The 27,000-nt window shown below is 43.3% G+C and carries 25 protein-coding genes; 10 read left to right on the forward strand and 15 right to left on the reverse strand.

From position 1 onward, the window contains the following. Nucleotides 1-192: 192 nt before the first annotated feature. Entirely contained in the window at nt 193-2,226 is a 2,034-nt protein-coding gene (locus tag PROVALCAL_RS13045; RefSeq protein WP_006659758.1) for a M13 family metallopeptidase, read from the reverse strand. A 287-nt stretch (nt 2,227-2,513) separates the two neighbouring features. On the opposite strand from PROVALCAL_RS13045, the gene cysB reads away from it, so the two are divergent. The 3 genes from cysB to PROVALCAL_RS13060 all read left to right on the forward strand — a co-directional run bounded on the left by cysB (nt 2,514) and on the right by PROVALCAL_RS13060 (nt 6,890). Further along, nucleotides 2,514-3,488: an HTH-type transcriptional regulator CysB gene (gene cysB, locus PROVALCAL_RS13050; RefSeq protein WP_006659759.1), complete on the forward strand. Its 975-nt coding sequence runs from the start codon at nt 2,514-2,516 to the stop codon at nt 3,486-3,488. Nucleotides 3,489-3,581: 93 nt separating this feature from the next. Then, nucleotides 3,582-6,254 carry an aconitate hydratase AcnA gene (acnA, locus tag PROVALCAL_RS13055; RefSeq protein ID WP_006659760.1) on the forward strand — a complete coding sequence of 891 codons (2,673 nt, stop codon included), beginning with the start codon at nt 3,582-3,584 and terminating at the stop codon, nt 6,252-6,254. Nucleotides 6,255-6,440: 186 nt separating this feature from the next. Further along, nucleotides 6,441-6,890 carry a hypothetical protein gene (locus PROVALCAL_RS13060; protein WP_039862037.1) on the forward strand — a complete coding sequence of 150 codons (450 nt, stop codon included), beginning with the start codon at nt 6,441-6,443 and terminating at the stop codon, nt 6,888-6,890. 94 nt (nt 6,891-6,984) lie between these two features. Here the strand turns inward: PROVALCAL_RS13060 and hemB are convergent, their stop codons facing one another. Beyond that, entirely contained in the window at nt 6,985-7,962 is a 978-nt protein-coding gene (gene hemB / locus PROVALCAL_RS13065; RefSeq protein ID WP_006661699.1) for a porphobilinogen synthase, read from the reverse strand. A gap of 247 nt (nt 7,963-8,209) precedes the next feature. Next, on the reverse strand, nt 8,210-8,806 hold the full coding sequence (gene ribA, locus PROVALCAL_RS13070; protein ID WP_006661700.1) for a GTP cyclohydrolase II: 597 nt from the start codon (nt 8,804-8,806) through the stop codon (nt 8,210-8,212). A gap of 214 nt (nt 8,807-9,020) precedes the next feature. On the opposite strand from ribA, the gene PROVALCAL_RS13075 reads away from it, so the two are divergent. From PROVALCAL_RS13075 to yciH, 5 genes are all read left to right on the forward strand, one after another. Next, nucleotides 9,021-9,731, forward strand: coding sequence for a phosphatase PAP2 family protein (locus tag PROVALCAL_RS13075; RefSeq protein ID WP_006659764.1), 711 nt, complete (start codon nt 9,021-9,023; stop codon nt 9,729-9,731). Between the two features lie 154 nt (nt 9,732-9,885). Beyond that, nucleotides 9,886-10,203, forward strand: a complete 318-nt coding sequence (locus PROVALCAL_RS13080; RefSeq protein ID WP_006659765.1) for a LapA family protein — start codon at nt 9,886-9,888, stop codon at nt 10,201-10,203. A gap of 6 nt (nt 10,204-10,209) precedes the next feature. Further along, nucleotides 10,210-11,382 (forward strand): lipopolysaccharide assembly protein LapB, encoded by a 1,173-nt coding sequence (gene lapB / locus PROVALCAL_RS13085; RefSeq protein WP_006659766.1) that lies wholly within the window; start codon nt 10,210-10,212, stop codon nt 11,380-11,382. Nucleotides 11,383-11,427: 45 nt separating this feature from the next. Next, nucleotides 11,428-12,165, forward strand: a complete 738-nt coding sequence (gene pyrF / locus PROVALCAL_RS13090) for an orotidine-5'-phosphate decarboxylase (RefSeq protein ID WP_006659767.1) — start codon at nt 11,428-11,430, stop codon at nt 12,163-12,165. Beyond that, nucleotides 12,162-12,488: a stress response translation initiation inhibitor YciH gene (gene yciH / locus PROVALCAL_RS13095; protein WP_006659768.1), complete on the forward strand. Its 327-nt coding sequence runs from the start codon at nt 12,162-12,164 to the stop codon at nt 12,486-12,488. Before pyrF ends, yciH begins: the two co-directional genes overlap by 4 nt. Before the next feature lie 55 nt (nt 12,489-12,543). On the opposite strand, the gene osmB is transcribed toward yciH, so the two are convergent. The 10 genes from osmB to PROVALCAL_RS13145 all read right to left on the reverse strand — a co-directional run bounded on the left by osmB (nt 12,544) and on the right by PROVALCAL_RS13145 (nt 21,765). Then, nucleotides 12,544-12,750, reverse strand: coding sequence for an osmotically-inducible lipoprotein OsmB (gene osmB, locus PROVALCAL_RS13100; protein WP_006659769.1), 207 nt, complete (start codon nt 12,748-12,750; stop codon nt 12,544-12,546). Between the two features lie 228 nt (nt 12,751-12,978). Then, on the reverse strand, nt 12,979-14,922 hold the full coding sequence (locus PROVALCAL_RS13105) for an exoribonuclease II (RefSeq protein ID WP_006659770.1): 1,944 nt from the start codon (nt 14,920-14,922) through the stop codon (nt 12,979-12,981). Between the two features lie 121 nt (nt 14,923-15,043). Next, nucleotides 15,044-15,685 (reverse strand): endonuclease III, encoded by a 642-nt coding sequence (gene nth / locus PROVALCAL_RS13110; protein ID WP_006659771.1) that lies wholly within the window; start codon nt 15,683-15,685, stop codon nt 15,044-15,046. Nucleotides 15,686-15,704: 19 nt separating this feature from the next. Then, nucleotides 15,705-16,421: an electron transport complex subunit E gene (locus tag PROVALCAL_RS13115; RefSeq protein ID WP_006659772.1), complete on the reverse strand. Its 717-nt coding sequence runs from the start codon at nt 16,419-16,421 to the stop codon at nt 15,705-15,707. Next, complete coding sequence (rsxG, locus tag PROVALCAL_RS13120) at nt 16,421-17,050, reverse strand: electron transport complex subunit RsxG (RefSeq protein WP_006659773.1); 630 nt, start codon at nt 17,048-17,050, stop codon at nt 16,421-16,423. The genes PROVALCAL_RS13115 and rsxG overlap by 1 nt, the downstream gene beginning before the upstream one ends. A gap of 9 nt (nt 17,051-17,059) precedes the next feature. Beyond that, nucleotides 17,060-18,139 (reverse strand): electron transport complex subunit RsxD, encoded by a 1,080-nt coding sequence (gene rsxD, locus PROVALCAL_RS13125; RefSeq protein ID WP_006659774.1) that lies wholly within the window; start codon nt 18,137-18,139, stop codon nt 17,060-17,062. An 11-nt stretch (nt 18,140-18,150) separates the two neighbouring features. Then, entirely contained in the window at nt 18,151-20,061 is a 1,911-nt protein-coding gene (gene rsxC, locus PROVALCAL_RS13130; RefSeq protein ID WP_006659775.1) for an electron transport complex subunit RsxC, read from the reverse strand. Further along, the gene (gene rsxB, locus PROVALCAL_RS13135; protein ID WP_006659776.1) at nt 20,054-20,656 is read right to left on the reverse strand and encodes an electron transport complex subunit RsxB; all 603 of its coding nucleotides are present in this window, start codon (nt 20,654-20,656) and stop codon (nt 20,054-20,056) included. The genes rsxC and rsxB overlap by 8 nt, the downstream gene beginning before the upstream one ends. Beyond that, nucleotides 20,656-21,237, reverse strand: a complete 582-nt coding sequence (rsxA, locus tag PROVALCAL_RS13140) for an electron transport complex subunit RsxA (RefSeq protein ID WP_006659777.1) — start codon at nt 21,235-21,237, stop codon at nt 20,656-20,658. The genes rsxB and rsxA overlap by 1 nt, the downstream gene beginning before the upstream one ends. Before the next feature lie 87 nt (nt 21,238-21,324). Then, nucleotides 21,325-21,765 carry a DUF2569 domain-containing protein gene (locus PROVALCAL_RS13145; protein WP_006659778.1) on the reverse strand — a complete coding sequence of 147 codons (441 nt, stop codon included), beginning with the start codon at nt 21,763-21,765 and terminating at the stop codon, nt 21,325-21,327. Nucleotides 21,766-21,893: 128 nt separating this feature from the next. Here PROVALCAL_RS13145 and PROVALCAL_RS13150 point away from each other — a divergent pair, with 128 nt between their 5' ends. Next, nucleotides 21,894-22,937 (forward strand): oxidoreductase, encoded by a 1,044-nt coding sequence (locus PROVALCAL_RS13150; protein ID WP_006659779.1) that lies wholly within the window; start codon nt 21,894-21,896, stop codon nt 22,935-22,937. A 59-nt stretch (nt 22,938-22,996) separates the two neighbouring features. Further along, entirely contained in the window at nt 22,997-23,974 is a 978-nt protein-coding gene (locus PROVALCAL_RS13155) for a bile acid:sodium symporter family protein (RefSeq protein ID WP_006659780.1), read from the forward strand. A gap of 179 nt (nt 23,975-24,153) precedes the next feature. Here PROVALCAL_RS13155 and add read toward each other — a convergent pair whose 3' ends face one another. Both add and PROVALCAL_RS13165 read right to left on the reverse strand, forming a co-directional pair. Further along, on the reverse strand, nt 24,154-25,155 hold the full coding sequence (gene add / locus PROVALCAL_RS13160; protein WP_006659781.1) for an adenosine deaminase: 1,002 nt from the start codon (nt 25,153-25,155) through the stop codon (nt 24,154-24,156). Nucleotides 25,156-25,289: 134 nt separating this feature from the next. Then, nucleotides 25,290-26,930 carry a YdgA family protein gene (locus PROVALCAL_RS13165; RefSeq protein WP_039862043.1) on the reverse strand — a complete coding sequence of 547 codons (1,641 nt, stop codon included), beginning with the start codon at nt 26,928-26,930 and terminating at the stop codon, nt 25,290-25,292. Nucleotides 26,931-27,000 lie beyond the last annotated feature (70 nt).

The raw sequence follows: 27,000 nt of genomic DNA on the forward strand, positions 1-27,000 counted from the left end.
ACTTGGTTACTCGGGTCACATACTTTTGTATGCTTCCCGAGATACCCGCGCTCGCCGCCTTGTTCTAACGTAAATTATTTAGAAGGAAGGCTCTGAGTTATCATTCTCGTTATTTAGAATGTATGACGGTATAACACCATCATAAAAAAAGGCGCTGGTTAGCGCCTTTATCTTATAAAACACCAAAAACCATCACCAAATCTTAATGCGTTTTTCTGGTGCGAGGTACAGGGCATTATCCTTATCAACGCCGAAAGTGGTATACCAGTCATCGATATTACGGACAACACCATTGGCACGGAACTGATTTGGGCTATGAGGATCGGTGAGGATCTTATTGCGTTCAGATTCCTTATTCGACAACTCTTGCCATGTTCTTGCCCACGAAATAAAGAAACGTTGTAGACCCGTCATACCATCAATAATCGGAGGCTCGCCATTTGGGTAGTTCTCTTTAGCAAATTGTTTATAGGCACTTAGTGCAATGTTTAAGCCGCCTAAATCCCCAATATTTTCGCCGAGAGTTAATTCACCATTCACTTTCTGCCCATCGACAGCAAAGCCATTATACTGATCCACCAATTTGGACGTTTTCTCTTTAAAGTGCTCTTTAGCACTGTCACTCCACCAGTTGCGTAGCTGACCGGTTCCGTCATATAAGCTACCTTGGTCATCAAAGCCATGCCCCATTTCATGACCAATTACGGCACCAATGGCACCATAGTTATAAGCAGGATCGACATTTGGGTCGAAGAATGGTGCTTGTAAAATGGCAGCAGGGAACACTATTTCATTCTGTACCGGATTAAAATAAGCATTAATGGTCTGCGGAGTCATGCCCCATTCCCACTTACGTACAGGCTGTCCAATTTTGCTCATGGCATCATTATACGACCATGCTTCCACTTGCTTATAGTTGTCCATCAATGTGTTGGGTTTCAAATTGATTGAACTGAAGTCATTCCATTTATCCGGATAGCCCACTTTGACAGTGAACTGCTCTAATTTTTTCAGCGCTTCTTGGCGTGTCGGTTCATCCATCCAATCATTATCTTTTAGGCGTGCATTGAAGGTCCCCCGTACATAGCTCACCAAATCTTGGATTTTCTCTTTTGACTGTGGGTTGAAATATTTCTCCACATAGATCTGTCCAAGAGGTTCACCTTGCAATGCGTTGACAGTTTGCAGTGCACGTTCTTGGCGAGTTCGTTGTTTCTCAACGCCATTCAGTTTTTTCGAGTAAAAATCGAATCGAGCATCGGATAGGGTTTTGTTTAAATAACTCGCGTGGTCATTCACATACTGGAATGTCAGGTAATCTTTCAAGATAGAAACGGGGGTTTTGGCAAAAATTTGTGCCGTTTTTTCTACTGCGGTGTCATTTTCAACGACCACTTTAGCCAGTTGTTGGTCAGTTAATTTCCAGTGCTGAATAAAGCTATCCCACGCAAAACCATCGGTGAATTTCTTCATTTCGGCTAAGGTCATTGGGTGGTAATTTTTGATGGTATCGCGTCGTGCTTCAGGACTCCAATGGACTTCAGCAATGGATTTTTCGAGGTTAAAGATCTGTTGTGCTTTTTTCTTAACATCTTTTTCGCCCGCTAATTTCAAAATAGTCGCAATATAGGCAATATAGTTTTTGCGGATTTCTTTCATTTGCGGCGTGTCGTCAAGGTAGTAATTACGGTTAGGTAACCCAAGTCCACCTTGTCCAAGATACAAAATATAGGTATCTGGCGCCTTCGCGTCTAAATCGACCCAATAAGACAAGACGGAGGTATAACCTGGCAGTGTCATTAGTCGGCTAATATCGTTATGATCTTTCGCTTGAGCAATGGCTGCTAAATCTGCCTTTATCGGTGTTAATCCCGCTTTTTCAATACTGGCTTCATCAAGGTAGCTTAAATATAAATTACGAATATTTTTCTGATTATGATTCAAGCTGCTTTCTGGGGCTTGCTTCAATTCATCAATGATGGATTGCGTTTGTTTTTCGGTACTTAAATACAAATCCACGAAGGAGTTAATTCGAGGCATGCCGGTTGGGATCTTGGCGTTATTAATCCAATCATGATTCACGTATTGATAGAAATCATTACCCGGCACAATTGAATCGGATAACACAATTTTTTGCTGACCGTAAGATAGCTCTTTCGCTAATAAGTGAGGCGCAAAGGATAGGGTTGATAAACCGACCATCATGGCTAAAACTTTTATACGCATCTAGATAACCTCTCTGTAGTCTAAATAGGATGCTCACCGCAAAATGGGAATAAAATTCGCATGCTAATTATTCAAGCATAGTCGAAGAAAAAAATAATCTGACTTTGCAATACCTTACTTGGGACTGCCTTTTTTTATCAGTGAGATGAAATATTATCATCATACTGTTTATTCTGATTAGTTTGATGTTATATTGGTTATATATATATTAAACAATATTACTTTTTGTTATATGTAATGTTTTTTAGCTATAGCAAAAACGATTTTCTGTGAGAGGTGGGGCAAATATGAAGTTACAGCAGCTGCGATATATTGTTGAAGTCGTTAACCATGATCTGAATGTTTCATCGACGGCGGAAGGGCTATTTACTTCCCAACCAGGGATCAGTAAGCAAGTCAGAATGCTAGAAGATGAATTGGGTATTCAAATATTTGCACGTAGCGGAAAGCATTTAACGCATGTCACCCCCGCAGGTGAAGAGGTTGTTCGTATTTCCCGAGAAGTACTTTCCAAGATTGAAGCTATTCGTTCGGTTGCAGGTGAACATACCATCCCCGATCGCGGTAGCTTAAAGATTGCCACCACCCATACCCAAGCACGTTATGCCTTACCTCCAGTCATTAAAACCTTTATAGAACGTTATCCTCATGTGTCTTTGCATATGCAACAGGGTTCGCCAACGCAAATAGCGGAAGAGGTTTGCAAAGGTAATAGTGATTTTGCTATTGCGACAGAAGCACTCCATCTGTATAGCGATCTGATCATGCTGCCATGCTACCACTGGAACCGTTGTGTCATCGTGCCTACAGGGCATCCTTTAACAGAGAAAAAGAATGTCACGATTGAAGATATTGCCGAATACCAAATTGTCACGTATACCCATGGTTTTACAGGGCGTTCGGAGCTGGATGTCGCTTTCCAAAAAGTAGGATTAGAGCCGAAAATCATTTTCACTGCTACGGATGCGGATGTGATTAAAACTTATGTGAAGCTCGGTTTAGGGATTGGAATTATCGCCAGCATGGCAGTTGATCCTGAAGTGGATAAAGACTTAGTGGTGATTGATATGCGCGATAAGTTTAGCTATAGCACCACGAAGATTGGTTTTAAACGCACCAGTTTCTTACGTAGTTACATGTATGATTTTATTTGGCGTTTTGCTCCACATTTGACTCGCGATGTGGTTGATAAAGCGATTGCTTTACGTAATAACGAAGATATTGAAGAGTTTTTCAAAGAGATTGAGCTACCGATCTTATAATTGGCACAAAATCTATAAAGGAATTGATTATGAGGACTATGATTAATAATACTGCGTAAAAAAATAAGGTGATAAAAACGCCAAGGAGGAGTTATGTCGTTGAGTTTGAAAGCAAACAGTGCAGCAACGCTGAATGTCGGTAACAAACAGTATAATTACTTCAGTCTTGCCCTTGCCGAAAAACAGTTGGGTAGCGGGGCAAGATTACCTAAGTCCCTCAAAGTTCTTCTCGAAAATTTGTTGCGTCATATCGACGGTAAATCCGTCGTTGACGCCGATCTCCAAGCCATCATTGATTGGCAAAAAAATGCCCATGCAGATAGAGAAATTGCTTATCGTCCAGCTCGAGTGCTGATGCAAGATTTTACGGGTGTTCCTGCGGTTGTTGACCTTGCTGCGATGCGTGAGGCAGTTAAATCGTTAGGTGGCAATGTTAATCAAGTGAACCCGTTATCTCCTGTCGATTTAGTCATTGACCACTCCGTGATGGTTGATGAGTTTGGTAATACCCAAGCGTTTGATGACAACGTTGAAATTGAAATGAAACGCAACCATGAACGTTACCTCTTTTTACGCTGGGGGCAAAAAGCCTTCAACCGTTTTAGAGTGGTGCCGCCGGGAACGGGGATCTGTCACCAAGTTAACCTTGAATACCTCGGTAAAGCGATTTGGCATGAAGAGGTTGACGGTAAATTAATGGCCTATCCGGACACGCTGGTCGGGACAGACTCTCACACCACCATGATCAACGGTCTTGGCGTATTAGGTTGGGGTGTTGGTGGGATTGAGGCAGAAGCCGCGATGCTTGGTCAGCCCGTTTCTATGCTGATCCCAGACGTTGTAGGCTTTAAACTAACTGGAAAATTGGCAGAAGGGATCACGGCGACTGACTTAGTATTAACTGTGACTCAAATGCTGCGTAAACAGGGTGTTGTGGGTAAATTTGTCGAATTCTACGGTGATGGTTTGGCGGATTTACCGTTAGCCGACCGAGCAACTATCGCCAATATGGCGCCAGAATATGGTGCTACGTGTGGTTTCTTCCCAATTGATGAAATCACATTGTCATACATGAAACTCACTGGACGCCAAGATGATGAAATTGCGCTGGTGGAAGCCTATAGTAAACAACAAGGTTTATGGCGTCATCAGGGGGATGAGCCAATATTCACCAGTACATTAGCGCTAGACATGGGGACGGTAGAATCTAGCCTTGCAGGCCCTAAGCGTCCTCAAGACCGTGTTGAGCTGAGCCAAGTACCAAACGCATTCCAAAGCGCTGTGGATTTAGAGCTCAATAAACAGGATAAACATGCACATCCGCGGGTTAATTATCAAGAGCACGAATTTGATCTGACTGATGGCGCAGTTGTGATTGCGGCTATCACATCATGTACTAACACGTCTAACCCGAGCGTTTTAATGGCGGCAGGGTTGCTGGCGAAAAAAGCCGTAGAAAAAGGGTTGATGCGCCAACCGTGGGTTAAATCTTCTTTGGCTCCAGGTTCTAAAGTGGTGACTGATTACCTCAAATTGGCAGGATTAACCCCTTATCTTGATCAATTAGGTTTTAACCTTGTGGGCTATGGCTGTACAACCTGTATTGGTAACTCTGGTCCGTTACCTGCGCCTATTGAGGAGGCAATTAAACAGTCTGATTTGACGGTCGGTGCAGTGCTTTCAGGTAACCGTAACTTTGAAGGACGTATCCATCCGCTCGTTAAAACTAACTGGTTAGCATCACCACCATTGGTGGTTGCCTATGCGCTTGCGGGTAATATGCACGTTAACTTAAAAACTGATCCATTAGGCATGGATAAACAAGGACAGCCTGTCTATCTAAAAGACATTTGGCCATCCAGCGCGGAAATTGCCAGTGCAGTTGAGAAAGTCAAAACGGATATGTTCCATAAGGAATATAATGCGGTATTTGAAGGGGATGAAGCATGGCGAGCGCTGAATGTGGAAAGTTCTTCAACGTATCACTGGCAAGGGAATTCGACCTATATCCGCCACCCGCCATTTTTTGAAAATATGCCCGCCCAGCCTAAACCTGTTGCTGATATTCATGGTGCGAGCATTCTCGCAATTCTTGGGGATTCGGTGACAACAGACCATATTTCTCCAGCGGGAAATATTAAGAAGGACAGTCCTGCTGGGCGTTACTTGCAGGAGCATGGTGTTGCGGTAGCAGACTTCAACTCTTATGGTTCCCGTCGTGGTAACCATGAAGTGATGATGCGAGGAACCTTTGCCAACATCCGTATTCGTAATGAAATGGTACCCGGTGTTGAAGGTGGCTATACCGTGCATATTCCAACGGGTAAACAAATGGCTATTTTTGATGCCGCGATGCTATACCAGCAAGAGAAGCGTCCATTAGCCATTATTGCAGGTAAAGAATACGGGTCAGGCTCTAGTCGAGATTGGGCTGCAAAAGGCACTAATCTACTGGGGGTTCGCGTAGTAATAGCCGAATCTTATGAACGTATTCACCGCTCTAACTTAATTGGAATGGGGGTGATCCCATTAGAATTTACCGGCGGTGAAACGCGCAAAAGTTTAGGCTTAAAAGGTGACGAACGTATTGACGTGGTAGGGCTTCAATCTTTAAGCCCAAGCCAAGATCTTAAGGTGACAATTACGTATGGTAATGGTGAGGTGAAAGAGATTAAAACTCGCTGCCGGATTGATACGGCGACCGAAATGGAATATTACCGACATGGTGGGATCTTACATTATGTGATCCGCCAAATGCTCAATTAACGTTCGTTTATAACGCCTGCGATTGTTATCGCGGGCGTTTTTTCTTTATTAATGCTTAATATTGTTATTTCTCAAGTTTTTTAGCCAGCTTCTCAGCTATTGTGGTAGTCAGTATTCAGAAAAAGTTCAGTAGTTTGATGGAATGATGTGACCGCATTTATCGAAAATAGCGTAAAGGAAATTAATATGGCGATTATCAATGAAACTGATTTTTTCAAGGGTGCATTGTGGGCAGCAGACATTTTATTAAGTACGACACATTGTGCCGGTGCTAATGATGAAGTTCGTGACATTTTAGAACATATTCCGAACCTATATTCCGTTGTAATGAGAACGCCAGAAACGGAAGTTCATGATTTAAGATTATATGCAGATAAAGAATTCCCATTAGGTCTAAATGCGGAATACACCGCAATTTCTATTGCACCGTTAAAAGATTTTTTTGATATTTTGCCTGTTACTGAGCATGAGCTTGATTGTGAAACGATGGATATTGAAACGTGGGGCGTGGTGGCAGACCTTACGAATGGTAAAAAAGATCTCCTGATTGCTGGGTTATTATCTCCAGAAACGGCGCAAATGTATGCAGACCGTTTATCTGAGCAGCTCGCTTTTCAACAAAAGAAGGCGAGTTAACTAGCAAGTTGTTTAATAATTAAGCTAAAATGAACGAAAACGCCGATACTGTATTTATATCCAGTATCGGCGTTTTTTCTATCTAAATAATAAATTATAAGATTTTATTTTCTGCTAATTGCAGTGCGAAATAGGTAAAGATTAAGTCAGCACCTGCACGTTTGATAGCACCTAAGCTTTCCAGTGTCACGCGTGTTTCATCAATTGCTCCCGCTTGGGCTGCAAATTTGATCATGGCGTATTCACCGCTGACTTGGTAAGCCCCGATCGGTAATTGAGTGCATTCGCGTAGGTCTCGGATGATATCCAAATAGGCACCTGCCGGTTTCACCATGAGTGCATCTGCACCTTCTTGCATATCGATGAGAGACTCATGTAGCGCTTCGCGGCGGTTCATTGGGTTCATTTGGTAAGTTTTACGATCACCTTTTAAGCATGAACCCGCTGCGTCACGGAATGGACCATACAGGGCAGAGGCGAATTTAGTGGAATAAGACATGATTGCGGTATCTGTAAATCCAGCCGCATCCAGCGCATGGCGGATAGCGGCAACTTGCCCATCCATTGCTGCGGATGGCGCAATAAAATCAGCACCTGCACGTGCCGCAGCAACCGCTTGTAGACCCAAATTATGGATAGTCTGATCGTTATCAACAACGTCACCATGCATCACACCGCAATGCCCATGAGAAGTATATTCACAGAAACAGGTGTCTGACATTACAATCATTTCTGGGACTGTCTCTTTACAGATGCGAGACATACGTGCCACCAGGCCATTTTCTTGCCATGCATCGCTACCATTTTCATCTAAGTGATGGGAAACGCCAAATGTCATCACAGATTTAATGCCCGCTTTGGCAATACGCTCAATTTCATGCGCTAAACGTTTCTCTGGGATACGAACTACGCCTGGCATACTGGCGATAGGGGCGTAATCGTCTAAACCTTCTTCAACAAAGATAGGTAAACATAAATCATTAATGGAGAGATGGGTTTCTTGGAATAGGTCGCGGAATTGTTCACTTTTACGCAGTCTTCTCATGCGTTGGATGGAATGCAGGTTATTCACACTATCTCCTTGGTAGACGAAAAATAGACATTTCCCATTCGGATTATTATGTGGGAATGTTCCACTCTCATTTTTCGATGTATTAAATAATGAATGGTATTAAATTGCGAACAGTATAAACCTTATAAAAAGAATGTGAATATAACATCCGTCAAATGTTATGGATTCAAGTGTTATGGTAACAATGGGAATTAAGACAAGATAATAGGAAGAGCGCGGAACACTCTTCCTGATTGAGATAGATTAATTATTGGTGCTTAAATAACATATGACCCATTTTTTGTGCTTTTACATCTAAATAATGTTCGTTGCTAGGATTTCGTCCAACAATTAATGGCACACGCTCAACCACATTGATGCCAGCTTCACGCATAATGTCGATTTTTTTCGGGTTATTCGTCAGTAAACGGACTTCATTTATCCCCAATAATTTATACATATCAGAGCACAGGGTAAAATCACGTTCATCGGCTTTAAACCCTAATTTTAGGTTAGCTTCAACGGTATCTAAACCTTGGTCTTGCAACGCATATGCACGGATTTTGTTCAGTAATCCTATGTTGCGGCCTTCTTGGCGGTGATACAGGAGCACCCCTCGACCTTCTTCACTAATTTGCTTGAGCGCAGCTTCTAACTGAAAACCACAGTCACAACGTAAACTAAATAATGCATCGCCAGTTAAGCATTCGGAATGAATTCGACTGAGTATTGGCGTTGCGCCTGAAATATCACCAAAAATGAGAGCAACATGGTCATGACCGGTTGCGATTTCCTCAAACCCTACCATTAGGAATTCACCGAAAGGGGTAGGTAGTTTGGCTTCGGCAATACGTTTTAGCTGCATATTTTCTTTCATTAGTTAAAGTAACTCTTGCTGAATTAAACACGTAAATCGATATAGTTACTAAAGTTAAATATATCGATGCTATATGACGTTTGCATATAGAGTCCGGCATTCTTTGCACACAGCCGACGCTGTACTACTATAACAGAGATATTACAAGGTCATGCGAAATTTGTTTATTAGGGAATAATTTAAAACTTAAGGATCATTCTAGATGAGAAAGAGCGCTTATATTATTGCAATAAGTGTTATTTTTTTGCTATTACCGCCGATAGCTATGATAGTGACAGGCTGGCACTGGTCGCCAGAACAGCAACCGTCGATGAAATGGCTTCTTTGGCTAACGGATAGCGCAGGGCTACCGTATAGCTATATTACCTTCGTGTTCTTAACGTTATTAACGCTGGTGGTATTTCGTCATCAACGAAGCCAATGGCTGAAACTGTTGGTCATCATTTTGCTCTGTATTCTTGGTGCGCAAGGTGTTAAATCTTTGATGAAAAGTTCTTTTCAAGAACCAAGACCTTATGTGATGTGGCTGGAGAAGACTGCCCAAATCCCTCATCAAGTCTTCTATAATTTAAAACGTGGAGAACGCGCGGATTTAATCAAGAATAGCGTGAAGTCGAATTCTCTGATTCCGAAATGGCAACGTCAGCATTGGCAAGTAGAAACGGGCTATTCTTTCCCTTCTGGCCATATGTTATTTGCGGCCGCTTGGGCGTTATTATTAATGGCACTGTTCTGGCAACAGCGTCAGTATATATTGGGGATCGGGTTATTGTGTTGGGCTGAAGGGATTGGACTCAGTCGGATGTTACTCGGTATGCATTGGCCAATAGATATTATTACGTCGACACTTATTAGTGCACTTTTTGCGCTTTTAGGCTGTTGGATATATCAATCTCGGTTATTCGAGAAATGAATTTCACGCCGATCGAGTTATTCTGATGAAAAAGGGCGGTTTTTAGTGCGATTGGAATGGTGAAGTTAATAATTTACTTTGTCTGAATGCGCTGAAAATGCTACCTTATCAGCGATATGTTTTGGAACGATAAGAACTGATAACGGGAAAAAATGTGAAATACTTTCTGATTTTATTACTAGCGGTCGCTGTTTTTATTGTGTCGATTACGCTAGGTTCAAGCAATGATCAGGTTATTACATTTAACTACCTGATTGCAAAAGGGGATTTTTCGTTATCCTCGTTACTTGCAACCTTGTTTGGTGTCGGTTTTGTGCTGGGGTGGCTGGTGTGTGCGGTGTTTTATTTGCGTACCATTGTTAGCCTTAAGAATGCACGTCGTAAAATTAGACGTTTAGAATCACAATTGGGTGCTGGAGAGAAGACCATTTCTGACTCAACCGAATTAGTGACAGCTCAGAACAAGGAATAATCCTCAATGTTCGAGTTGCTTTTTCTGTTGCTACCTGTTGCCGCGGCCTACGGCTGGTACATGGGGCGCAGAAGTGCTCAGCAAGATAAGCAGCAGCACGCTAATCGCTTGTCACGCGACTATGTGACAGGCGTGAACTTCCTATTATCAAATCAACAAGATAAAGCGGTTGATTTGTTTCTCGAAATGCTAAAAACAGAAGATAGCTCCGCGTTTGAAGCTCATCTGACGTTAGGTAATTTATTCCGTTCTCGCGGTGAAGTCGAGCGAGCTATTCGTATTCACCAGTCGCTGGTGGAAAGTGCCGCACTCTCATTTGAACAACGCTTGTTAGCAACTCAGCAGCTGGGTCGTGATTATATGACCGCGGGGGTGTATGACCGTGCTGAAAATATGTTTCAACAGCTTACTGATGAAGTGGATTTTAAGCAGAGCGCGTTGCAATCATTATTGTCGATTTATCAATTAACCAGTGATTGGGGTAAAGCCATTGAAACGGCGACAAAATTGGTAAAATTAGGCTCAGAAGAGTTACGTGAGCAAATTGCCCATTTTTACTGTGAATTAGCCACTCAAGAATTGGCGAGTGATGATATTGACGAAGCTCTAAGCTTGCTAAATAAAGGTGAGCAGGCTGATAAAAATTGCGCACGAGTTTCGATTATGAAAGGGCGCATTTTTATTGAGCAAGGTAACTATGAGAAAGCCATTGCAGCATTAGTGCAGGTTTATCATCAAGACAGAGAATTGGTATCTGAAACATTGCCATTACTGTATGAATGTTATCGACATACAGGGCTGGCCGACGGCTGGGAAGCCTATTTACGACAATGTGTTGATGGAAATACTGGGGCTATTGCCGAGTTATATCTCGCCGATATTATCGTTGAAAAGCAAAACCACGAAGCCGCGGCGAGTTACATCAATGACCAAATTCAGCGTCATCCAACTATGCGTTTATTCTACCGTTTGATGGATTACCATCTGGCGGAAGCGGAAGAAGGTCGAGCGAAAGAGAGCTTGATCTTGCTGCGTAAAATGGTGGGTGAACAAATTCGAACCAAACCTGATTATCGTTGCCACAAATGTGGTTTTACCTCCCGTTCGCTCTATTGGCACTGTCCATCTTGTCGCTCTTGGGACACCATTAAGCCGATTCGTGGACTGGATGGTCAGTGACAGTGTCACTTTTAATTTCTGATAATATTCAATAAAGGCTATGAAATGAACTCCTCAACTGAGAACCTCGTTCGCGTTAACACTGACTCGCCTATCATTGTCGCTCTGGATTATGAAAATTCTGATGCAGCGCTCGCATTTGTTGATAGGATTGATCCGCGCGATTGTCGCTTAAAAGTGGGCAAAGAGATGTTCACATTTAATGGTCCTCAATTTGTAAAGTCACTCCATGACCGTGGTTTTGATGTTTTTCTGGATCTTAAATTCCACGATATTCCCAATACCGTCGCTCGAGCGGTTTCAGCGGCAGCAGAAATGGGTGTCTGGATGGTTAACGTCCATGCCAGCGGTGGCGCTCGTATGATGGAAGCCGCTCGTCAAGCCCTTGAGAGCTATGGCAAAGACGCACCTTTACTTACAGCCGTAACAGTATTAACCAGTATGGATGCTTCTGATCTTGCTGGCGTTGGAATTAACTTAACCCCCGCAGAACATGCAGAACGTTTAGCACTCCTGACCAAGCAGTGTGGTCTTGATGGTGTAGTCTGTTCGGCACATGAAGCCAAAGCACTGAAAGCAGTGTGCGGTCAAGAATTCAAGCTGGTGACTCCAGGTATTCGCCCTGTTGGGAGTGATGTGGGAGATCAGCGCCGTATTATGACGCCTCAACAGGCGCTCGAGGCGGGTGTGGACTACATGGTAATAGGACGCCCAATCACTCGGAGTGACGATCCTGCACTGACTTTAAAACAGATCAACCAATCAATCAGGGATATCGCATGAGTGACGCTAACAGCCGTTTAGTGTATAGCACAGACGTTGGGCGCATTGAGGAAGAAAAGCCGAAAGCGGTGCGACCAAAAGGTGATGGCATCGTGCGTATTCGCCGTGAAACCTCGGGCCGTAAAGGTAAAGGGGTCTGTGTTGTCACAGGGCTAGATCTTGATGATGCGGAACTGGCAAAACTCGCAGCAGAATTAAAGAAAAAATGTGGTTGCGGTGGCGCGGTCAAAGACGGTGACATTGAAATTCAAGGTGATAAACGCGACTTACTAAAACAGTTACTTGAAGCAAAAGGCTACCAAGTCAAATTGGCGGGTGGTTGAACCAAAATAAAATGGGGGAAATTTCCCCCATTTATCATCATACTGTGTGTCAGAATTACTTCTTAACTTGATGTCCAATAATCCCACCGATAGCTGCGCCACCTACAGTACCTAGTGCGCTTCCATCCGTTAATATTGCGCCTCCAACAGCACCGACAGTCGCTCCAATCGCTGTGTTTTTATTCTGTTTTGACATATTTGAACAAGCACTGAGACCCAGTGCCACTGTTGCGATAATGACAAAAGAGAGGATGCGTTTCATGATGTTTACTCCAATCTATTTTTTATAATGATAATTACGTATCAGCATATAGCCAAATTAAAATATCACGAAAAACGAATAGACGGATCGGAATAATCAGAAATAAATGTTAAGAATCGCCAGATATTTAACATTAAATGCTAACTCATTCATTTTGAATGTAATTTGAACAAATAAAAAAGACCATTACCGCAAGATAATGGTCTCAATGGAAAATGAAAGGATATCTTACGCCGCTGGGCGAGCGACGATATTGCGAGTTTCCATGCGTACTTCTGCGATATTCACATCAATAATATCGTTTAATTGATAGGCTTTTTCGCCTTTGATCAATACACTGCCTGTTTCTTGGCTGCATTGAATCTCATCACGAACACTGTGTAAGAATGGCGCAGGGATAAAGGCAACAGCGCCGTTATCGACTAAACGTACGCGCACACCACCACGGGTAATATCAATAATTTCAGCGGGGAATCTGGTCTCAGTTCCTTCAAATGGTTTTAGGTAACGAGAGTATAACCAGTCGCCAACATCACGTTCAGCCATGCGGTTAGCACGGCGGCGTTCTGCTAATTTTATTGACAGTTCTTCACTTGGTTTTGCTGGCGTTGGCGCGCCTGCGATAATCGATTTCAACAAACGGTGGTTGACGATATCGGTGTATTTACGAATCGGCGATGTCCATGTTGCATATGCTTCAAAGCCCAGACCAAAGTGTGGACCTGGGTCCGCTTTCACTTCAGCAAAGGTTTGGAAGCGGCGAATGCGGCTGTCTAAGAATTGGGTTGGCTGCGAATCTAATAGGCGACGCAATTCACGGAAGCCTTCAAGCGTTAATAACGCTTCACCATTGGCTTCGATGCCATTATCTTTCAGCGTTTGAACGACTTGTTCGATCTGCAACGGTTCAAAGCCCATATGGACGTTAAATACACCAAAACCTAATTTGTTTTTCAGGACGTTAGCGGCACATAAGTTAGCGGTGATCATCGCTTCTTCAACAATGCGGTTTGCAGTACGACGGCTTTCTGAAACGATCTCGACCACGTTACCATTTTCATCTAAAACAAAACGGTAATCCGGTCTGTCTTTGAACACTAATGCATTATCATGACGCCATTGCAGGCGTTTATCCGCCATTTCTTTTAATAGTCTGATTTGTTGTGTATCGGCATCAGATTGTGGCTTCCATGATCCCGTTTCTTCTAACCAATCAGATACTTCATCGTAGACAAGCTTAGTTTTTGATTCGACCCATGCACTGAAGAATTCGATATTGCTATCAATAGCACCATCTTGCAGGATTTGCGTAACGCAAACCAAAGCAGGGCGACGGGCATTTGGTCGCAGAGAGCACAAGTCATCAGAAAGTTGGCGAGGCAACATTGGAATATTGAAGCCAGGCAGGTAATTGGTGAATGAGCGAGCTAAAGCGAGTTTGTCTAATTCACTTCCTTCCTTGATATAGCTGGTTGGATCTGCGATAGCGATATACAGCTTCAGGTTACCTTCAGCCGTTTTTTCGATATACAGTGCATCATCCATATCTTCGGTGCTTGCGCTATCGATAGTGACAAAGTGTAGATGAGTTAAATCAACACGTTCTAAACCTTCGTCATCACGCTCACTGTCCACCATTGCCGGTTCTGCACGGTCTAATTGGTGACGGCGTAACGTTACCCACCACGGTGCGAAATGGTCGTCACCGTAGGTAATATATTCTGTAATTTCAGCATAGAAGCCTTTGTCACCCTTTAGTGGATGACGGCGCATTTCGGCAACGACCCAGTCACCTTGCTTGAATTCATGGGTAATACCGTTGATTGGTCGGCATGAAATGGCATCTTTTAACAGCGGATGGTCAGGGATGACAAACAGGCGATTATCGTTATCTTTTTTCTGAATTTTACCGACAAAACGGTTGAGAAATGGTTCGATTAATTCTTCAGGTTCAGCGAACTCGCGGTCTTTATCCGTATGAACGGCGGCAGAAATTCTATCTCCGTGCATCACTTTTTTCATTTGCGGAGGCGGAATAAAATAGCTTTTTTGTCCATCGACTTCTAAAAAGCCAAATCCTTTTTCTGTGCTTTTAACCAGACCTTCGACGCGAGGTGTTTTGGCATGCAACGTCTGTTTGAGTTGCGCTAGTAATGGGTTGTCTTGAAACATACTTACCGTTTATTTGATGTTGAGTTTGGCTCTATTGTTGCGTAAGACAAAGTCTTAGAGCAAGAAAAAAATGCGAATGACTTTATAACGATGTGGAAATTCGCATCTTAGGCTAACTTGATTAATTTTCAGGGTAAACTTTATCTTTAAACTCGCAAAGATCCTCAATAATACACGATCCACAGCGAGGTTTGCGTGCGATGCATGTGTAACGACCGTGCAAAATAAACCAGTGATGACAATCAACTTTAAATTCAGCAGGGACCACTTTGAGTAACTTTTCTTCGACCTCAACAACATCTTTGCCTGGGGCGAATTTGGTTCGGTTACACACGCGGAAAATATGGGTATCGACGGCAATCGTTGGCCAGCCAAATGCCGTATTGAGTACCACATTGGCGGTTTTACGTCCTACACCGGGTAAGGCTTCTAACGCTTCACGGTTCTCGGGAACTTGGCTCTGATGTTTTTCGATCAGAATTTGGCAAGTTTTATAGACGCTTTCCGCTTTAGTGTTAAACAATCCGATGGTTTTTATATACTCTTTGATGCCATCGACCCCAAGAGCAACCATTTGTTCTGGTGTATTGGCAACGGGATATAATTTTGCGGTCGCCTTATTCACACTGACATCGGTGGCTTGTGCAGAAAGCAACACCGAAATTAGCAACTCAAAAGGGGAGCTAAATTCTAGCTCCGTTGTGGGATGTGGATTGTTATCGCGCAGGCGAGTGAGAATTTCGATTCGTTTAGTTTTATTCATTGCTCACAAAGCTTCAAAATTAGGAGATATTTGTGCCACAACCTTGTTCTTTTTGGTATTCACGTAGAGGTTGTTGACCTGATTTTAGCGCCGCGCGCTTTTTCATTTTTTCATCAATAAGGTATTTACCCGCCAACATTAATGCTAAGCCAATAAATGCACCCGGTGGCAGCATAGCGAGTAAAAAAGGTGAGTCAAGGTGTAAGACTTCAATACGTAGTGACTTAGCCCATGAACCTAATAGCAGGTCAGCACCATTGAATAAGGTTCCGTTACCTAAAATTTCGCGCATTGCGCCAAGTACAAACAATGCCGCTGTTGCACCTAACCCCATGGCGAGTCCATCCATAGCAGATAACGGTACTGGATTACGTGAAGCATACGCTTCGGCGCGCCCAATCACGATGCAGTTTGTCACGATCAGTGGGATAAAGATCCCCAGAGACTCATATAAACCAAACGCATAGGCGTTGATCAGCATTTGTACTGCACTTACTACTGAGGCGATAATCATTACGTAGATAGGTATGCGAATCTCAGCAGGAACCCAACGGCGAAAAGCAGAGACTGCCACGTTGGTACAAACCAGAACGAGGGTTGTTGCAAGCCCAAGCCCCAGTGCGTTAGTTGCTGTCGATGATACAGCCAGTAATGGGCATAAACCCAGTAGTTGTACTAAAGCAGAGTTATTTTTCCATAACCCTTGTGCAAATAACTCTTTGGTTTCGCTACTCATTATTCATCCCCACAAATTGGGTAATTTGCTAATTCTTCAGGTACCGTTTGAATAAATGCGGCGGTACGTTTTGTGGCATTGACAACTGCACGAGGGGTAATCGTTGCCCCTGTAAATTGGTCAAAATCGCCACCGTCTTTTTTCACTGCCCAATGAGGATCTTGGGCAGATTCCAATTTCTTGCCTGTAAAATGGGTGATCCAATCGGATATTCGGGTTTCAATTTTATCCCCAAGCCCTGGCGTTTCATGATGCTCTGTAACGCGTACGCCCAATACTTTGCCATTAAAATCAGCACCAACCAATAAATGGATGGCACCAGAATAACCATCTGGTGCGGTACTTTCTAATGCCGCAGCAACAGGTTGACCATCCTTACGGGCAATATACAGATGTCGAGGGAGTTTATTTCCCAGTATAGCTTCATTGGTGACCAGATAGCACTCTTTGGCGAGATCATTGTCATATAAGGATTCAGGCACCACTTGGTCGAGCAATTTTTTCTGAACAAGGGCAGCTTGCTCGGCAATGATGTCTTTGGTTAGCGTATAAACCGCAGCACTGAGCGCAGTGGTTCCCGCAGCAAACAGAGCCAAGATTGTGCCATGATGGCGCATCGTATTTAACATGGAGGCTCCTTACTTATGTCCATACGCACGTGGCTGCGTATAGTGGTCAATTAATGGCACGGTAATATTCGCAAGCAAGACAGCAAATGCGACGGCGTCAGGGTATCCACCATAAACACGGATCACCCACACTAAGAACCCGATTAATACCCCAAAAATTATGCGTCCTTTTGGTGTTGTTGACGCTGTGACTGGGTCGGTGGCAATAAAGAACGCGCCAAGCATCGTCGCACCTGATAATAATTGGATTAATGGTGGTGAATAACGGCTATCGTCGATTAGCCAGCTAACCACAGCGAGCAGGGCAAGTGTTCCAATAAATGCCACGGGAATATGCCAGCTGATGATCCGGCGGCTGAGCATAATTAATCCGCCAGCCAGATAGGCAAGGTTCACCCACTGCCAACCGATACCGGCTAAAGAGCCTTGCAAAATTGGTTGCTGTAGTACATCGGAAATGGAGTGGGTGAGTAAGCCCGTTTTAAAGCTATCAAGCGGTGTTGCTTGGCTCATCCCATCAATACCGGTACGTAATTGATCCAGCGTTATTCCTGTCGAGGTATGCCCGCTAAAGATCACCATCAAACTATCAAAACCTGAAATATGCAGTTGTTGCAATTCCTGAGGTGGCAACCAGTTGGTCATTTGCACTGGGAATGAAATCAGTAATACCACATAACCGACCATAGCAGGGTTAAATGGGTTTTGCCCTAAACCACCATAGCACTGCTTAGCAATAATGATGGCAAAGATAGTACCAAGAACAATCAGCCACCAAGGGGATAGTGGCGGTAAGCTCACACCGAGCAATAACGCGGTCACAATGGCCGAGTTATCTTTTAGTACAGGTAAAACAGGCTGTTTCCGCAAATGGATTGAAACGGCTTCTGTTAAGGCTGCCGTCACCATTGCAATAGCAATCTGATATAAGGTGCCGATACCAAAAAAATAGGTTTGCACGGCAATGCCCGGAATGGCCGCCAACAGAACCCAAAACATGACCTGACTCGTGCTTTGGTTATCATGAGTAAATGGGGCGCTAGCAATTTTTAAACGGCGTGTTTTGCTATCAAGCGGTCTAAATTTCATGTGGTTATCACTTACTCTGTGGTTGTTTGTTCATTTGGTTGTTGAGAAACAGATGATTGCGCGGCTTTCTTAGCTTTAACTCTAGCAATTGCCGCGGCAACGGCGGCTTTGCGTGGGTCGACTTCCTCAGCGGTTTCAACCGGAGCGTCGATAACAGGCTCTGAAGTCTGTTGTGCGGCAGCTTTCTTCGCTTTCGCGCGAGCAATGGCAGCAGCCACGGCGGCTTTGCGTGGGTCATCTCCCTCCGCGCCATCTGCAATCACGGGTTTGTCAGATTGGGTTTGCTCTGCGACTTTTTGCGCTTGTTTGGCGCGCGCTTGAGCTTTACGCGCTTCTCTTGCTGCAATAACAGCACTATTGTCAGGCAATTCACCTGAAATGATTTTTATTGGCTCAGCCGTTGACGCTTTCTTCGCTTTAACACGAGCAAGTGCCGCATTAACTGCGTCTTTATCTGCGGTATCCACTTGAACAGCCGCTTTCTTATGGCGTTCTTCGCGGGCAAGTTTTTCACGTTCCATGCGCTGTTGTTTAGCTTCAAAGCGCTGTTTAGCTTCGATGGAACGGCGTTCTTCTTGGTCTATTTCGCGAATTTCTGCTTTTTCTTGGCGATAATATTGTACCAGCGGAATATTGCTTGGGCAGACATAAGCACAAGCACCACATTCAATGCAGTCAAACAGATTATGTTTCTGCGCTTTTTCGTGTTCTTTACCTTTACTAAACCAATATAATTGCTGAGGTAATAAACTGGCAGGGCAAGCATCAACACAGAGACCACAACGAATGCAAGCTTCTTCGACAGGTTTTTTGCCCATCTCTTCTTGGGTAGGGACCAGTAAGCAGTTGCAAATTTTGACTACAGGAACATTGAGATCGGGCAATGTGAAGCCCATTAATGGTCCCCCCATGATCACCATTTGCTCATTTTCAGGCTCAAAGCCAGATTGCTGAAGTAGATGTTTAACTGGCGTACCTAAGCGAGTCCAGAAGTTTCCTGGCTGTTTAATCGCTTCTCCGGTGACCGTGACAACACGTTCAATGAGCGGCTGACCATCAATGACTGCGCGCTTGATAGCGACGGCAGTACCCACGTTTTGCATCAATACGCCAATCTGGGAAGATCGTGCACCTGAAGGAACTTCTTTTCCCGTTAAAATTTTGGTCAACTGTTTTGCACCACCTGATGGGTACTTGGTGGGGATCACTCGGATAAAAATCTGTTTATCTATGGAGGTAAGGGCGCGTTTTAAGGCGCGGATTGCCTCGGGCTTATTATCTTCAATGCCGATTAATACTTGGTCGGGGTTTAACAGGTGTTGCAGAACGCGGCAGCCTTCAATGACTTCTTGAGCATGTTCTTGCATTAAACGGTCATCAGCAGTGATATAAGGTTCACATTCTGCGGCATTGATAATCAACGTTTTAATGGCATCTTTCCCGCCTGCTAGCTTAGAGGCTGTTGGGAAGCCAGCACCACCTAAACCTGCAATACCTGCTTGCTCAATTTTGTTGAGCAAATCAGCCCGCGAAAGTTGTTGGAAGTCAGGTACGGGTTGTAAAGGAGCCCAAGTATCCAGACCATCTGCTTTAATTTTGACGCAGAGTTCTTTTAATCCTGAAGGATGAGCGGTCACCATAGGTTCAATCGCGGTGATAGTACCGGATGTTGAAGCATGCACAGGCACGGTACGACCTGTACCTTTCGTTAATGGTTGACCTTTAAGAACGGTGTCGCCAATGTTGACGATGAGTTCACCTTCCGGACCTAAATGTTGTTGCAGAGGGATGATTAGCTCATCAGGAACGGAAGCCACACGCATTGGCGTTCTGCTGGATTGTAGTTTCATCTCAGGGGGATGAATACCGCCATCAAAGTCCCAAATATTATCTTTTTTCAACCACTTAAATAAATTAAGCATGGGAACCCTCTTTGGCTGACAATAAGGATTCATCGGTAATATTTTTAACTGGGATGGTGTTTAAATCCCATTTCCAGTTGGCGGTAGTGGTTTTAACTGGCACCATTTCAATACAATCCGTAGGACATGGGGCAACACACAGGTCGCAACCCGTACATAAATCTTCAATCACTGTATGCATGGCACGAGTAGCGCCCACAATGGCATCGACAGGACAAGCTTGGATACACTTTGTGCACCCAATACAATTTTCTTCATCGATGATGGCAACTTTACGAACAGGGTTTTGCGCAGTTTCATCGCCATCAATGGGTTGAGGGTCAACGTTCATCAGCTCAGCAATTTTGAGCATGACTTGCTCGCCGCCGGGGGCGCATTTGTTTATCATTTCCCCGTTGTTGGCTACTGCTTCAGCGTAGGGACGGCAACCTGGATAACTGCATTGCCCGCATTGGCTCTGCGGTAAAATAGCATCCAGTTTTTCAACAATCGGATCTTCCTCAACTTTAAAACGTAATGAGGCATAGCCTAAGATCAGACCAAAGATCAGCCCGAAAACGGCTAATATGCCAATCGCAATCCACAAAGACATCATTAGAATTTCACCAAACCACTAAAGCCCATAAATGCGAGAGACATCAACCCCGCAGTGATCAGACCAATTGACGAACCTTTAAAAGGTGCTGGGACATTTGCTACAGCTAAGCGCTCACGGATGGCGGCAAAGAGAACCATAACAAAAGAGAATCCGACGGCGGCACTAAAGCCATATACCGCAGATTGCAAGAAACCGTGGGATTGATTGATGTTTAATAAAGCAACCCCAAGCACCGCACAGTTAGTGGTGATCAGCGGTAAAAAGATCCCCAATAGGCGGTATAAGGTTGGGCTGGTTTTTCTCACAACCATTTCAGTAAACTGTACTACTACGGCTATCACAAGGATAAAGCTCAGTGTACGTAGATAGACTAGGTCTAGAGGGATTAAGATCAACGTATCGATTAACCACGAGCTTATTGAGGCGAGGGTCATAACGAACGTAGTCGCAAAACCCATACCAATGGCGGTTTCTAGTTTTTTTGATACGCCCATGAATGGGCATAATCCCAAGAATTTAACGAGGACAAAGTTATTGACTAACACTGTCCCAATAAAAAGTAGAAGATAGTCGGTCATTTCATAGCCTGAAGAGAGAAAAAAGCCCAAAAACTGACCACAGTCAGTTTAACGGAGGCTATGATATCAAAGCTATTTTTGTGATGCTTATCGATCTTGTGTGAAAGTCATTTTCACTCGTTTAGACATTTTCAAATAAGGGACAAAAAATCCAGCACCTAATAGTGGCCATGCGAGGATTTGTAGGGCAGTTTGGTCATCAATAGGGGAAAATGCGAATGTTTTTAATCCGATTAACATTAATGCTAATAGCCATAGGGTAAAACGACGGGGAAAATGACGAGAGCGCTTAAACATCAGTTGTGTAACATGTACACTAAAAAGTGACATAGCTAGGCTGATTGCGAAAGACAAATACCACTGTGGGGTAATGAAACTACTCCAATTATCCACCGTGGTGACAATCTCATAAAATTTAATGCAGTACATCACAGTCATGCTACAAGCCGCAAACAATGTCAGCAGTAAATAGCTAGCAGGGGCTAATAACCAGCCGGTAATACGGTCAGTGTTATAAACAGAAGTCATAAGTAGGGATCCGTTATTGCTAAATAATCCTGATAATTAATAATCCTATCATAGATTTATTTGCTAATTGATTCATTCTGATGGTACTTTTTTAAAATAGCAAAATATGCCACTTATGTGAGGTCAATATGCCCAAACCAATTAAAGTCGGGATTGTTGGATATGGTTATGCCAGCAAAACATTTCATGCTCCATTTTTAGCCATGTTAGAAGGATTTGAGCTAACGACTATCTCCAGTAGTGATGCGAGTAAAGTTCATGCGGATTATCCTAATGTTACGGTAGCTAGCTCGCCCGAAGCATTGTTTGCTGATCCTGAAATTGAGCTTGTTGTGATCCCAACGCCGAATGACACTCACTACCCATTAGCCTGCAAAGCGTTAGCTGCGGGTAAGCATGTGGTGGTAGATAAGCCGTTTACTCTTGATGTTAAAGAAGCCGAAGATTTACAGCAACGAGCTGAAAAAGCCGGAAAATTATTATCAATTTACCATAATCGTCGTTGGGATTCAGGGTATCGCACCGTGAAAAAAATCCTGCAAGATGGCTGTTTAGGTGACATTAAATATTATGAATCTCATTTTGACCGTTTTCGTCCAGTGGTGAGACAACGCTGGCGAGAGGCTAATATTCCGGGAGCGGGAATTTGGTACGATCTGGGACCGCATATGATTGACCAAGTGCTGCAATATTTTGGTAAACCGCAAGCGATTACCGTTGATCTGGGGGCTATTCGTCCAGGCGCGGAAGCAGTAGATTATTTCCATGCAATGCTGGATTATGCAGATAAGAAAATCGTATTACATTCAACAACTCTCGCGGCAGCGCCGATGCCAATTTATACCATTCATGGTATGAAAGGGAGTTACGTGAAATATGGGCTAGATACGCAGGAAGATGCGCTAAAAAGTGGTGCTGTTCCACGAGGTGAACATTGGGGAGAAGACCCTAATCTGGGTGTTGTGACGCTGTCACAAGGCGATGATATGGTGAGTCAGTCATGGGCAAATGAGAAAGGCAATTATGGTGGATATTATGAAGCCATTTATGACGCTATTCGTTTCGGTAAGCCAAACCCAGTTACACCAAGCGAAGCCATTGATATTATGAAACTGATTGAAGCCGGTATGCAATCAGCGAAAGAAAAACGGACTATCGAAAATATTTTCTAAGGTTCAACGTTGAAGATAAAGCCAGTGTAAAAACTGGCTTTTTATTTGTGGAAAATCGAATGAATTTATTAGCAAAACTTAAAATAGACTCGTTTCTGTTGATCATGATTGGCGTTGTCATTATCGCCAGTATCTTCCCATGTGAGGGGCAGGTTAAAACTGTTTTCCAGCACTTAACAACCGCAGCGATAGCGCTACTGTTTTTTATGCATGGTGCTAAGTTATCCAGAGAGTCTATCGTTGCAGGGATGGGGCACTGGCGACTTCATTTATTAGTATTTGCCAGCACGTTCATTCTATTTCCTATTATTGGTATTGCATTGCGCTTTATGGTGCCACATTGGATGTCGCCAACGGTGTATATGGGCTTTTTGTATTTATGTGCATTGCCCGCCACTGTTCAATCTGCCATTGCATTCACCTCGGTTGCCGGTGGGAATGTCGCTGCGGCAATTTGCAGTGCTTCAGCCTCCAGTATTTTAGGGGTTTTTCTCTCTCCTGTTTTAGTCGGAGTGTTGATGGACACTGATGGCAGCCAAGCAATGGATACACTCAATGCGATTGGCTCAATTATGCTGCAATTGATGGTGCCATTTATTGTCGGACATTTATGTCGACCGCTCATCGCTAACTGGATTAATCGCCATAAAAGGTTGGTCAATACCACTGACCGGTCTTCCATTCTACTTGTTGTGTATGTGGCATTTAGCGAAGCGGTGGTTGAGGGGATTTGGCAAACCATTGATGCTTATTCACTGTTTATCATTACGTTAGTTTCTTGTGTTGTATTAGTCGTGGTGATGGTGATTAACGTGATGTCAGCGCGTATTCTTGGGTTTAGCAAAGAAGATGAAATTACGATTCTTTTTTGTGGGTCGAAGAAGAGCTTGGCAAATGGTGTACCTATGGCAAATGTGCTATTTCCAGCCGCAACAGTAGGGATAATTTTGCTGCCATTAATGATTTTTCATCAGATTCAATTAATGGTGTGTGCAGTGATAGCTCAGAAGTACGCTAAACGGCTCGAAAAACACTAAATATCCACTAAGGCAGCGAAAGCTGCCTATATAAAACAACTAATTTAGTTACAACATACTATGAGGTGTTATCATGAAATAGATTAACGACTGAGAAAATTTGAACGTTTTAATGGGTTAAATAGGGCAGAACATGAGTCCTACCCTATAAAAAGATTTATTAGCAGTTAGCAGTTGAATTAACGGTTTGCAGCTTTACGCGCCAATGCCGCTTTCTCGCTATCAGAAAGGAATGCCATGGTGAGTCCATTGCGCTGAGCTTGTTCAATTTCAGCCTGTGTTAGGTCCGCTTGCGGTGCAGCAACATTATATTCATAAGGTAACTCGATGCCTTCAACAGCAGGGTCGTCGGTATTAATGGATGCTAAAACACCGTGGGATAAAAAGGTTTTCAACGGGTGCTGAGCCAGTGAAGGGACGGTACTGGTTTGAATATTCGAGGTTAAACAACTTTCAATACCAATGTTATTTTTCGCTAAAAATTCAATGAGCTCAGGATCTTCAATTGCTTTAACCCCATGTCCAATACGTTGAGCGCCTAAATGCTTGATAGCATGCCAAATACTGGCTGCACCTGCCGCTTCACCAGCATGCACGGTAATATTGAGTCCAGTATTACGAGCTTTGGTAAAATGTTCTTCAAATAATGCACCTGGGAATCCCAGTTCATCACCGGCTAAATCAAGGGCACATAATTTATCTCTATGTGCGAGAAGACCCTCTAATTCAATAGCACAGGCCTGCTGCCCAAAAGTACGGCTCAAAATACCAATCAGATTGATTTGAATGTCGTATTGACGGCAGCCCGCAGCAATACCGTCAATAACTGCACCAACAACGCCTTCAACAGGAAGTTGATGCTTCATTGCCATATAGTAAGGGGAAAAACGTAATTCAGCGTAGTCAATGCCCGCTCTAAAGGCATCTTCCACATTCTCAAAAGCGACACGCTTACAGGCATCTAAATCAGCTAATACAGCGACACCCCAATCCAGTTTAGTTAGAAAGCCAACTAAATCAGCTTCTTGCCCCATAATTTGCACATGAGGTCGTAAGGCTTCAATTTCATCTGCGGGGAGTTGGATACGGTGCTGTTGTGCCAAAGAAAGAATGGTTTCTGGGCGAATATTACCATCAAGGTGGCGATGTAAGTCTGTTAAAGGGAGCTGTTTGTTTATCACGATAAATGATCCTTATAGATATTCTGCATCCATTTTGTATGTAATTGAATAAAAATCAATGATAAATAGGCTAAATAGAAACAAAAACGCCAGTCGAGGAGACTGGCGTTTAAGTAATTTATCTTAAGGATAAATTATTGTGCAGCTGGCGCTTCTGCTGGTTGTTCAGCTTCGATTGCTGGCTCAGCAACTTCAGCACCATCAGCAGGTTGAGCTTCTTCTTCGTAGCCCATTTCATCTTCTGGACCAGACATCATTTTCATCTTAGTCAGGAATTCAGCTAAGGTATATTTGTCACCGTTGAAGGTTAGGTCATTACCAGAGAATTTAACGGTCATGGTTAAATCGTTTTCGCTGTCGATCATCCAAGGATGTTTTTTCTCTTTCGCTTTCTCTGCGCGTTGTTCATCAGTCATGAACATTTCTTCGAACGGGTTAGAGAACATATCCGCAGTTAGCATTTGTTGAACACCAGCGAACTCTTCAGTTACTTGTTCTTTAACAACTTTCTTATCTTCCGCAGAAACTGCTGCACCGCCATCTAAGATCATGGCTTGAGTCATTGACTCGATGACCATTGGCTTATTCAGTTTCATGCTGAAATCGAAAGAAGTGATCAGTTGTTTGAACGCTTCATCCACTTTGTTTTGCATTGCTAACGCAGTAATTTCGTCTTGGTTCCACTTGTTGAAAGTAACGCTTAGGTCGATAGAGCTTTGACCTGCTTCGTTTTTCCAATAGAACGGGCTAACAGTAAATACTGGTTTGCTTTTCATCAGCTCAGGCAGAGTTGTGGTCATCATCTGCATTGCGATTTTTTCGCTTGCTTCAGTTGGGTTGCCTGTTGCTAAGCCTTCAGCCAACGCTTTGTTGTATTGCTCAACAAATTGACCTAATGCTTTCGCATCTAATTTTTCGATAGCCACTGTCAGCTCACCAGAACCTAAGTTTTGATCTAATGCTTTAACATCACTGATTTTGTAAGACAGGTTACCTTTAACATCGTCACCATTGATAGAGGTATCACTTGAAACGTTCAAATCTTTGAATGAGAACTTAGTTTCAGGGATATTAACATCGGTATCTGCGATAACGAAAGATTGGGTACCTGTATAGAAGCCATGTTGAGATTTCTTAACATTAGAAACCAGCTTCATGCCTTTCATTGTGATAGTACCTTCTTCTTTAGTGCTGCTGATCACTAAGCTATCAGTCACTAAAGATGCATCAACAGTACTTAAGTCTGAACCAGTTGCAATATCAAACTTAGCGCCGCTAAATGAGAATTTACCATCTTCTTTGGTGTATTCAAGAGGGATCAGCTCGATGCTAGAATCCACGTTTTTGCTGTAACCAATAACAGCAGAACCATGCATGAATGGCTTGCCTTTGGTTGCTTCAAACAGCTCTTTAGTCGCTTTCGTATTTGCTAATTCAACATTAACTGCACCTAATTTAGGCATCAGATTGAATTTAGCTACTTGGGATAATGGTAGTGGACCATGAGAGATATCCGCTTTAAAGACGATGTTTTCGTCAGCAGAAGCGGTTGAGGTAATGATGATGTCAGCTTGAGAAGAGAACACACCACGTTTGTAGTTTTCTAATTTAAAGACAACATCAGCACTTGGATCGTTAGCCGTGATAAACGCGTTTGAATTCGTAATCACTTTATTCAGTTCAGCTTCAACTTTTGAACCTGTATACCATGATGCGCCAGTCCATACTGCGCCCAGAGCAACGATAACACCTACCGCAACTAATGACTTTTTCATTATCAACATCCATCCTTTCAGTGCGCATGAAACGCACTTATGTATAAATAATATAAGTTTTTATTACCCG

This window comes from Providencia alcalifaciens DSM 30120 (genome assembly GCF_000173415.1).
Classification (GTDB): domain Bacteria; phylum Pseudomonadota; class Gammaproteobacteria; order Enterobacterales; family Enterobacteriaceae; genus Providencia; species Providencia alcalifaciens.

Coding starts and splice junctions, on each gene's coding strand:
- PROVALCAL_RS13155 (WP_006659780.1), top strand. CDS start 22,997: ATGAATTTATTAGCAAAACTTAAAATAGACTCGTTTCTGTTGATCATG.
- PROVALCAL_RS13165 (WP_039862043.1), bottom strand. CDS start 26,930: ATGAAAAAGTCATTAGTTGCGGTAGGTGTTATCGTTGCTCTGGGCGCA.
- PROVALCAL_RS13045 (WP_006659758.1), bottom strand. CDS start 2,226: ATGCGTATAAAAGTTTTAGCCATGATGGTCGGTTTATCAACCCTATCC.
- PROVALCAL_RS13075 (WP_006659764.1), top strand. CDS start 9,021: ATGAGAAAGAGCGCTTATATTATTGCAATAAGTGTTATTTTTTTGCTA.
- cysB (WP_006659759.1), top strand. CDS start 2,514: ATGAAGTTACAGCAGCTGCGATATATTGTTGAAGTCGTTAACCATGAT.
- PROVALCAL_RS13150 (WP_006659779.1), top strand. CDS start 21,894: ATGCCCAAACCAATTAAAGTCGGGATTGTTGGATATGGTTATGCCAGC.
- osmB (WP_006659769.1), bottom strand. CDS start 12,750: ATGAAACGCATCCTCTCTTTTGTCATTATCGCAACAGTGGCACTGGGT.
- yciH (WP_006659768.1), top strand. CDS start 12,162: ATGAGTGACGCTAACAGCCGTTTAGTGTATAGCACAGACGTTGGGCGC.
- lapB (WP_006659766.1), top strand. CDS start 10,210: ATGTTCGAGTTGCTTTTTCTGTTGCTACCTGTTGCCGCGGCCTACGGC.
- rsxA (WP_006659777.1), bottom strand. CDS start 21,237: ATGACCGACTATCTTCTACTTTTTATTGGGACAGTGTTAGTCAATAAC.
- nth (WP_006659771.1), bottom strand. CDS start 15,685: ATGAATAAAACTAAACGAATCGAAATTCTCACTCGCCTGCGCGATAAC.
- pyrF (WP_006659767.1), top strand. CDS start 11,428: ATGAACTCCTCAACTGAGAACCTCGTTCGCGTTAACACTGACTCGCCT.
- PROVALCAL_RS13145 (WP_006659778.1), bottom strand. CDS start 21,765: ATGACTTCTGTTTATAACACTGACCGTATTACCGGCTGGTTATTAGCC.
- PROVALCAL_RS13115 (WP_006659772.1), bottom strand. CDS start 16,421: ATGAGTAGCGAAACCAAAGAGTTATTTGCACAAGGGTTATGGAAAAAT.
- PROVALCAL_RS13105 (WP_006659770.1), bottom strand. CDS start 14,922: ATGTTTCAAGACAACCCATTACTAGCGCAACTCAAACAGACGTTGCAT.
- acnA (WP_006659760.1), top strand. CDS start 3,582: ATGTCGTTGAGTTTGAAAGCAAACAGTGCAGCAACGCTGAATGTCGGT.
- rsxC (WP_006659775.1), bottom strand. CDS start 20,061: ATGCTTAATTTATTTAAGTGGTTGAAAAAAGATAATATTTGGGACTTT.
- rsxG (WP_006659773.1), bottom strand. CDS start 17,050: ATGTTAAATACGATGCGCCATCATGGCACAATCTTGGCTCTGTTTGCT.
- ribA (WP_006661700.1), bottom strand. CDS start 8,806: ATGCAGCTAAAACGTATTGCCGAAGCCAAACTACCTACCCCTTTCGGT.
- rsxB (WP_006659776.1), bottom strand. CDS start 20,656: ATGATGTCTTTGTGGATTGCGATTGGCATATTAGCCGTTTTCGGGCTG.
- rsxD (WP_006659774.1), bottom strand. CDS start 18,139: ATGAAATTTAGACCGCTTGATAGCAAAACACGCCGTTTAAAAATTGCT.
- PROVALCAL_RS13060 (WP_039862037.1), top strand. CDS start 6,441: ATGGCGATTATCAATGAAACTGATTTTTTCAAGGGTGCATTGTGGGCA.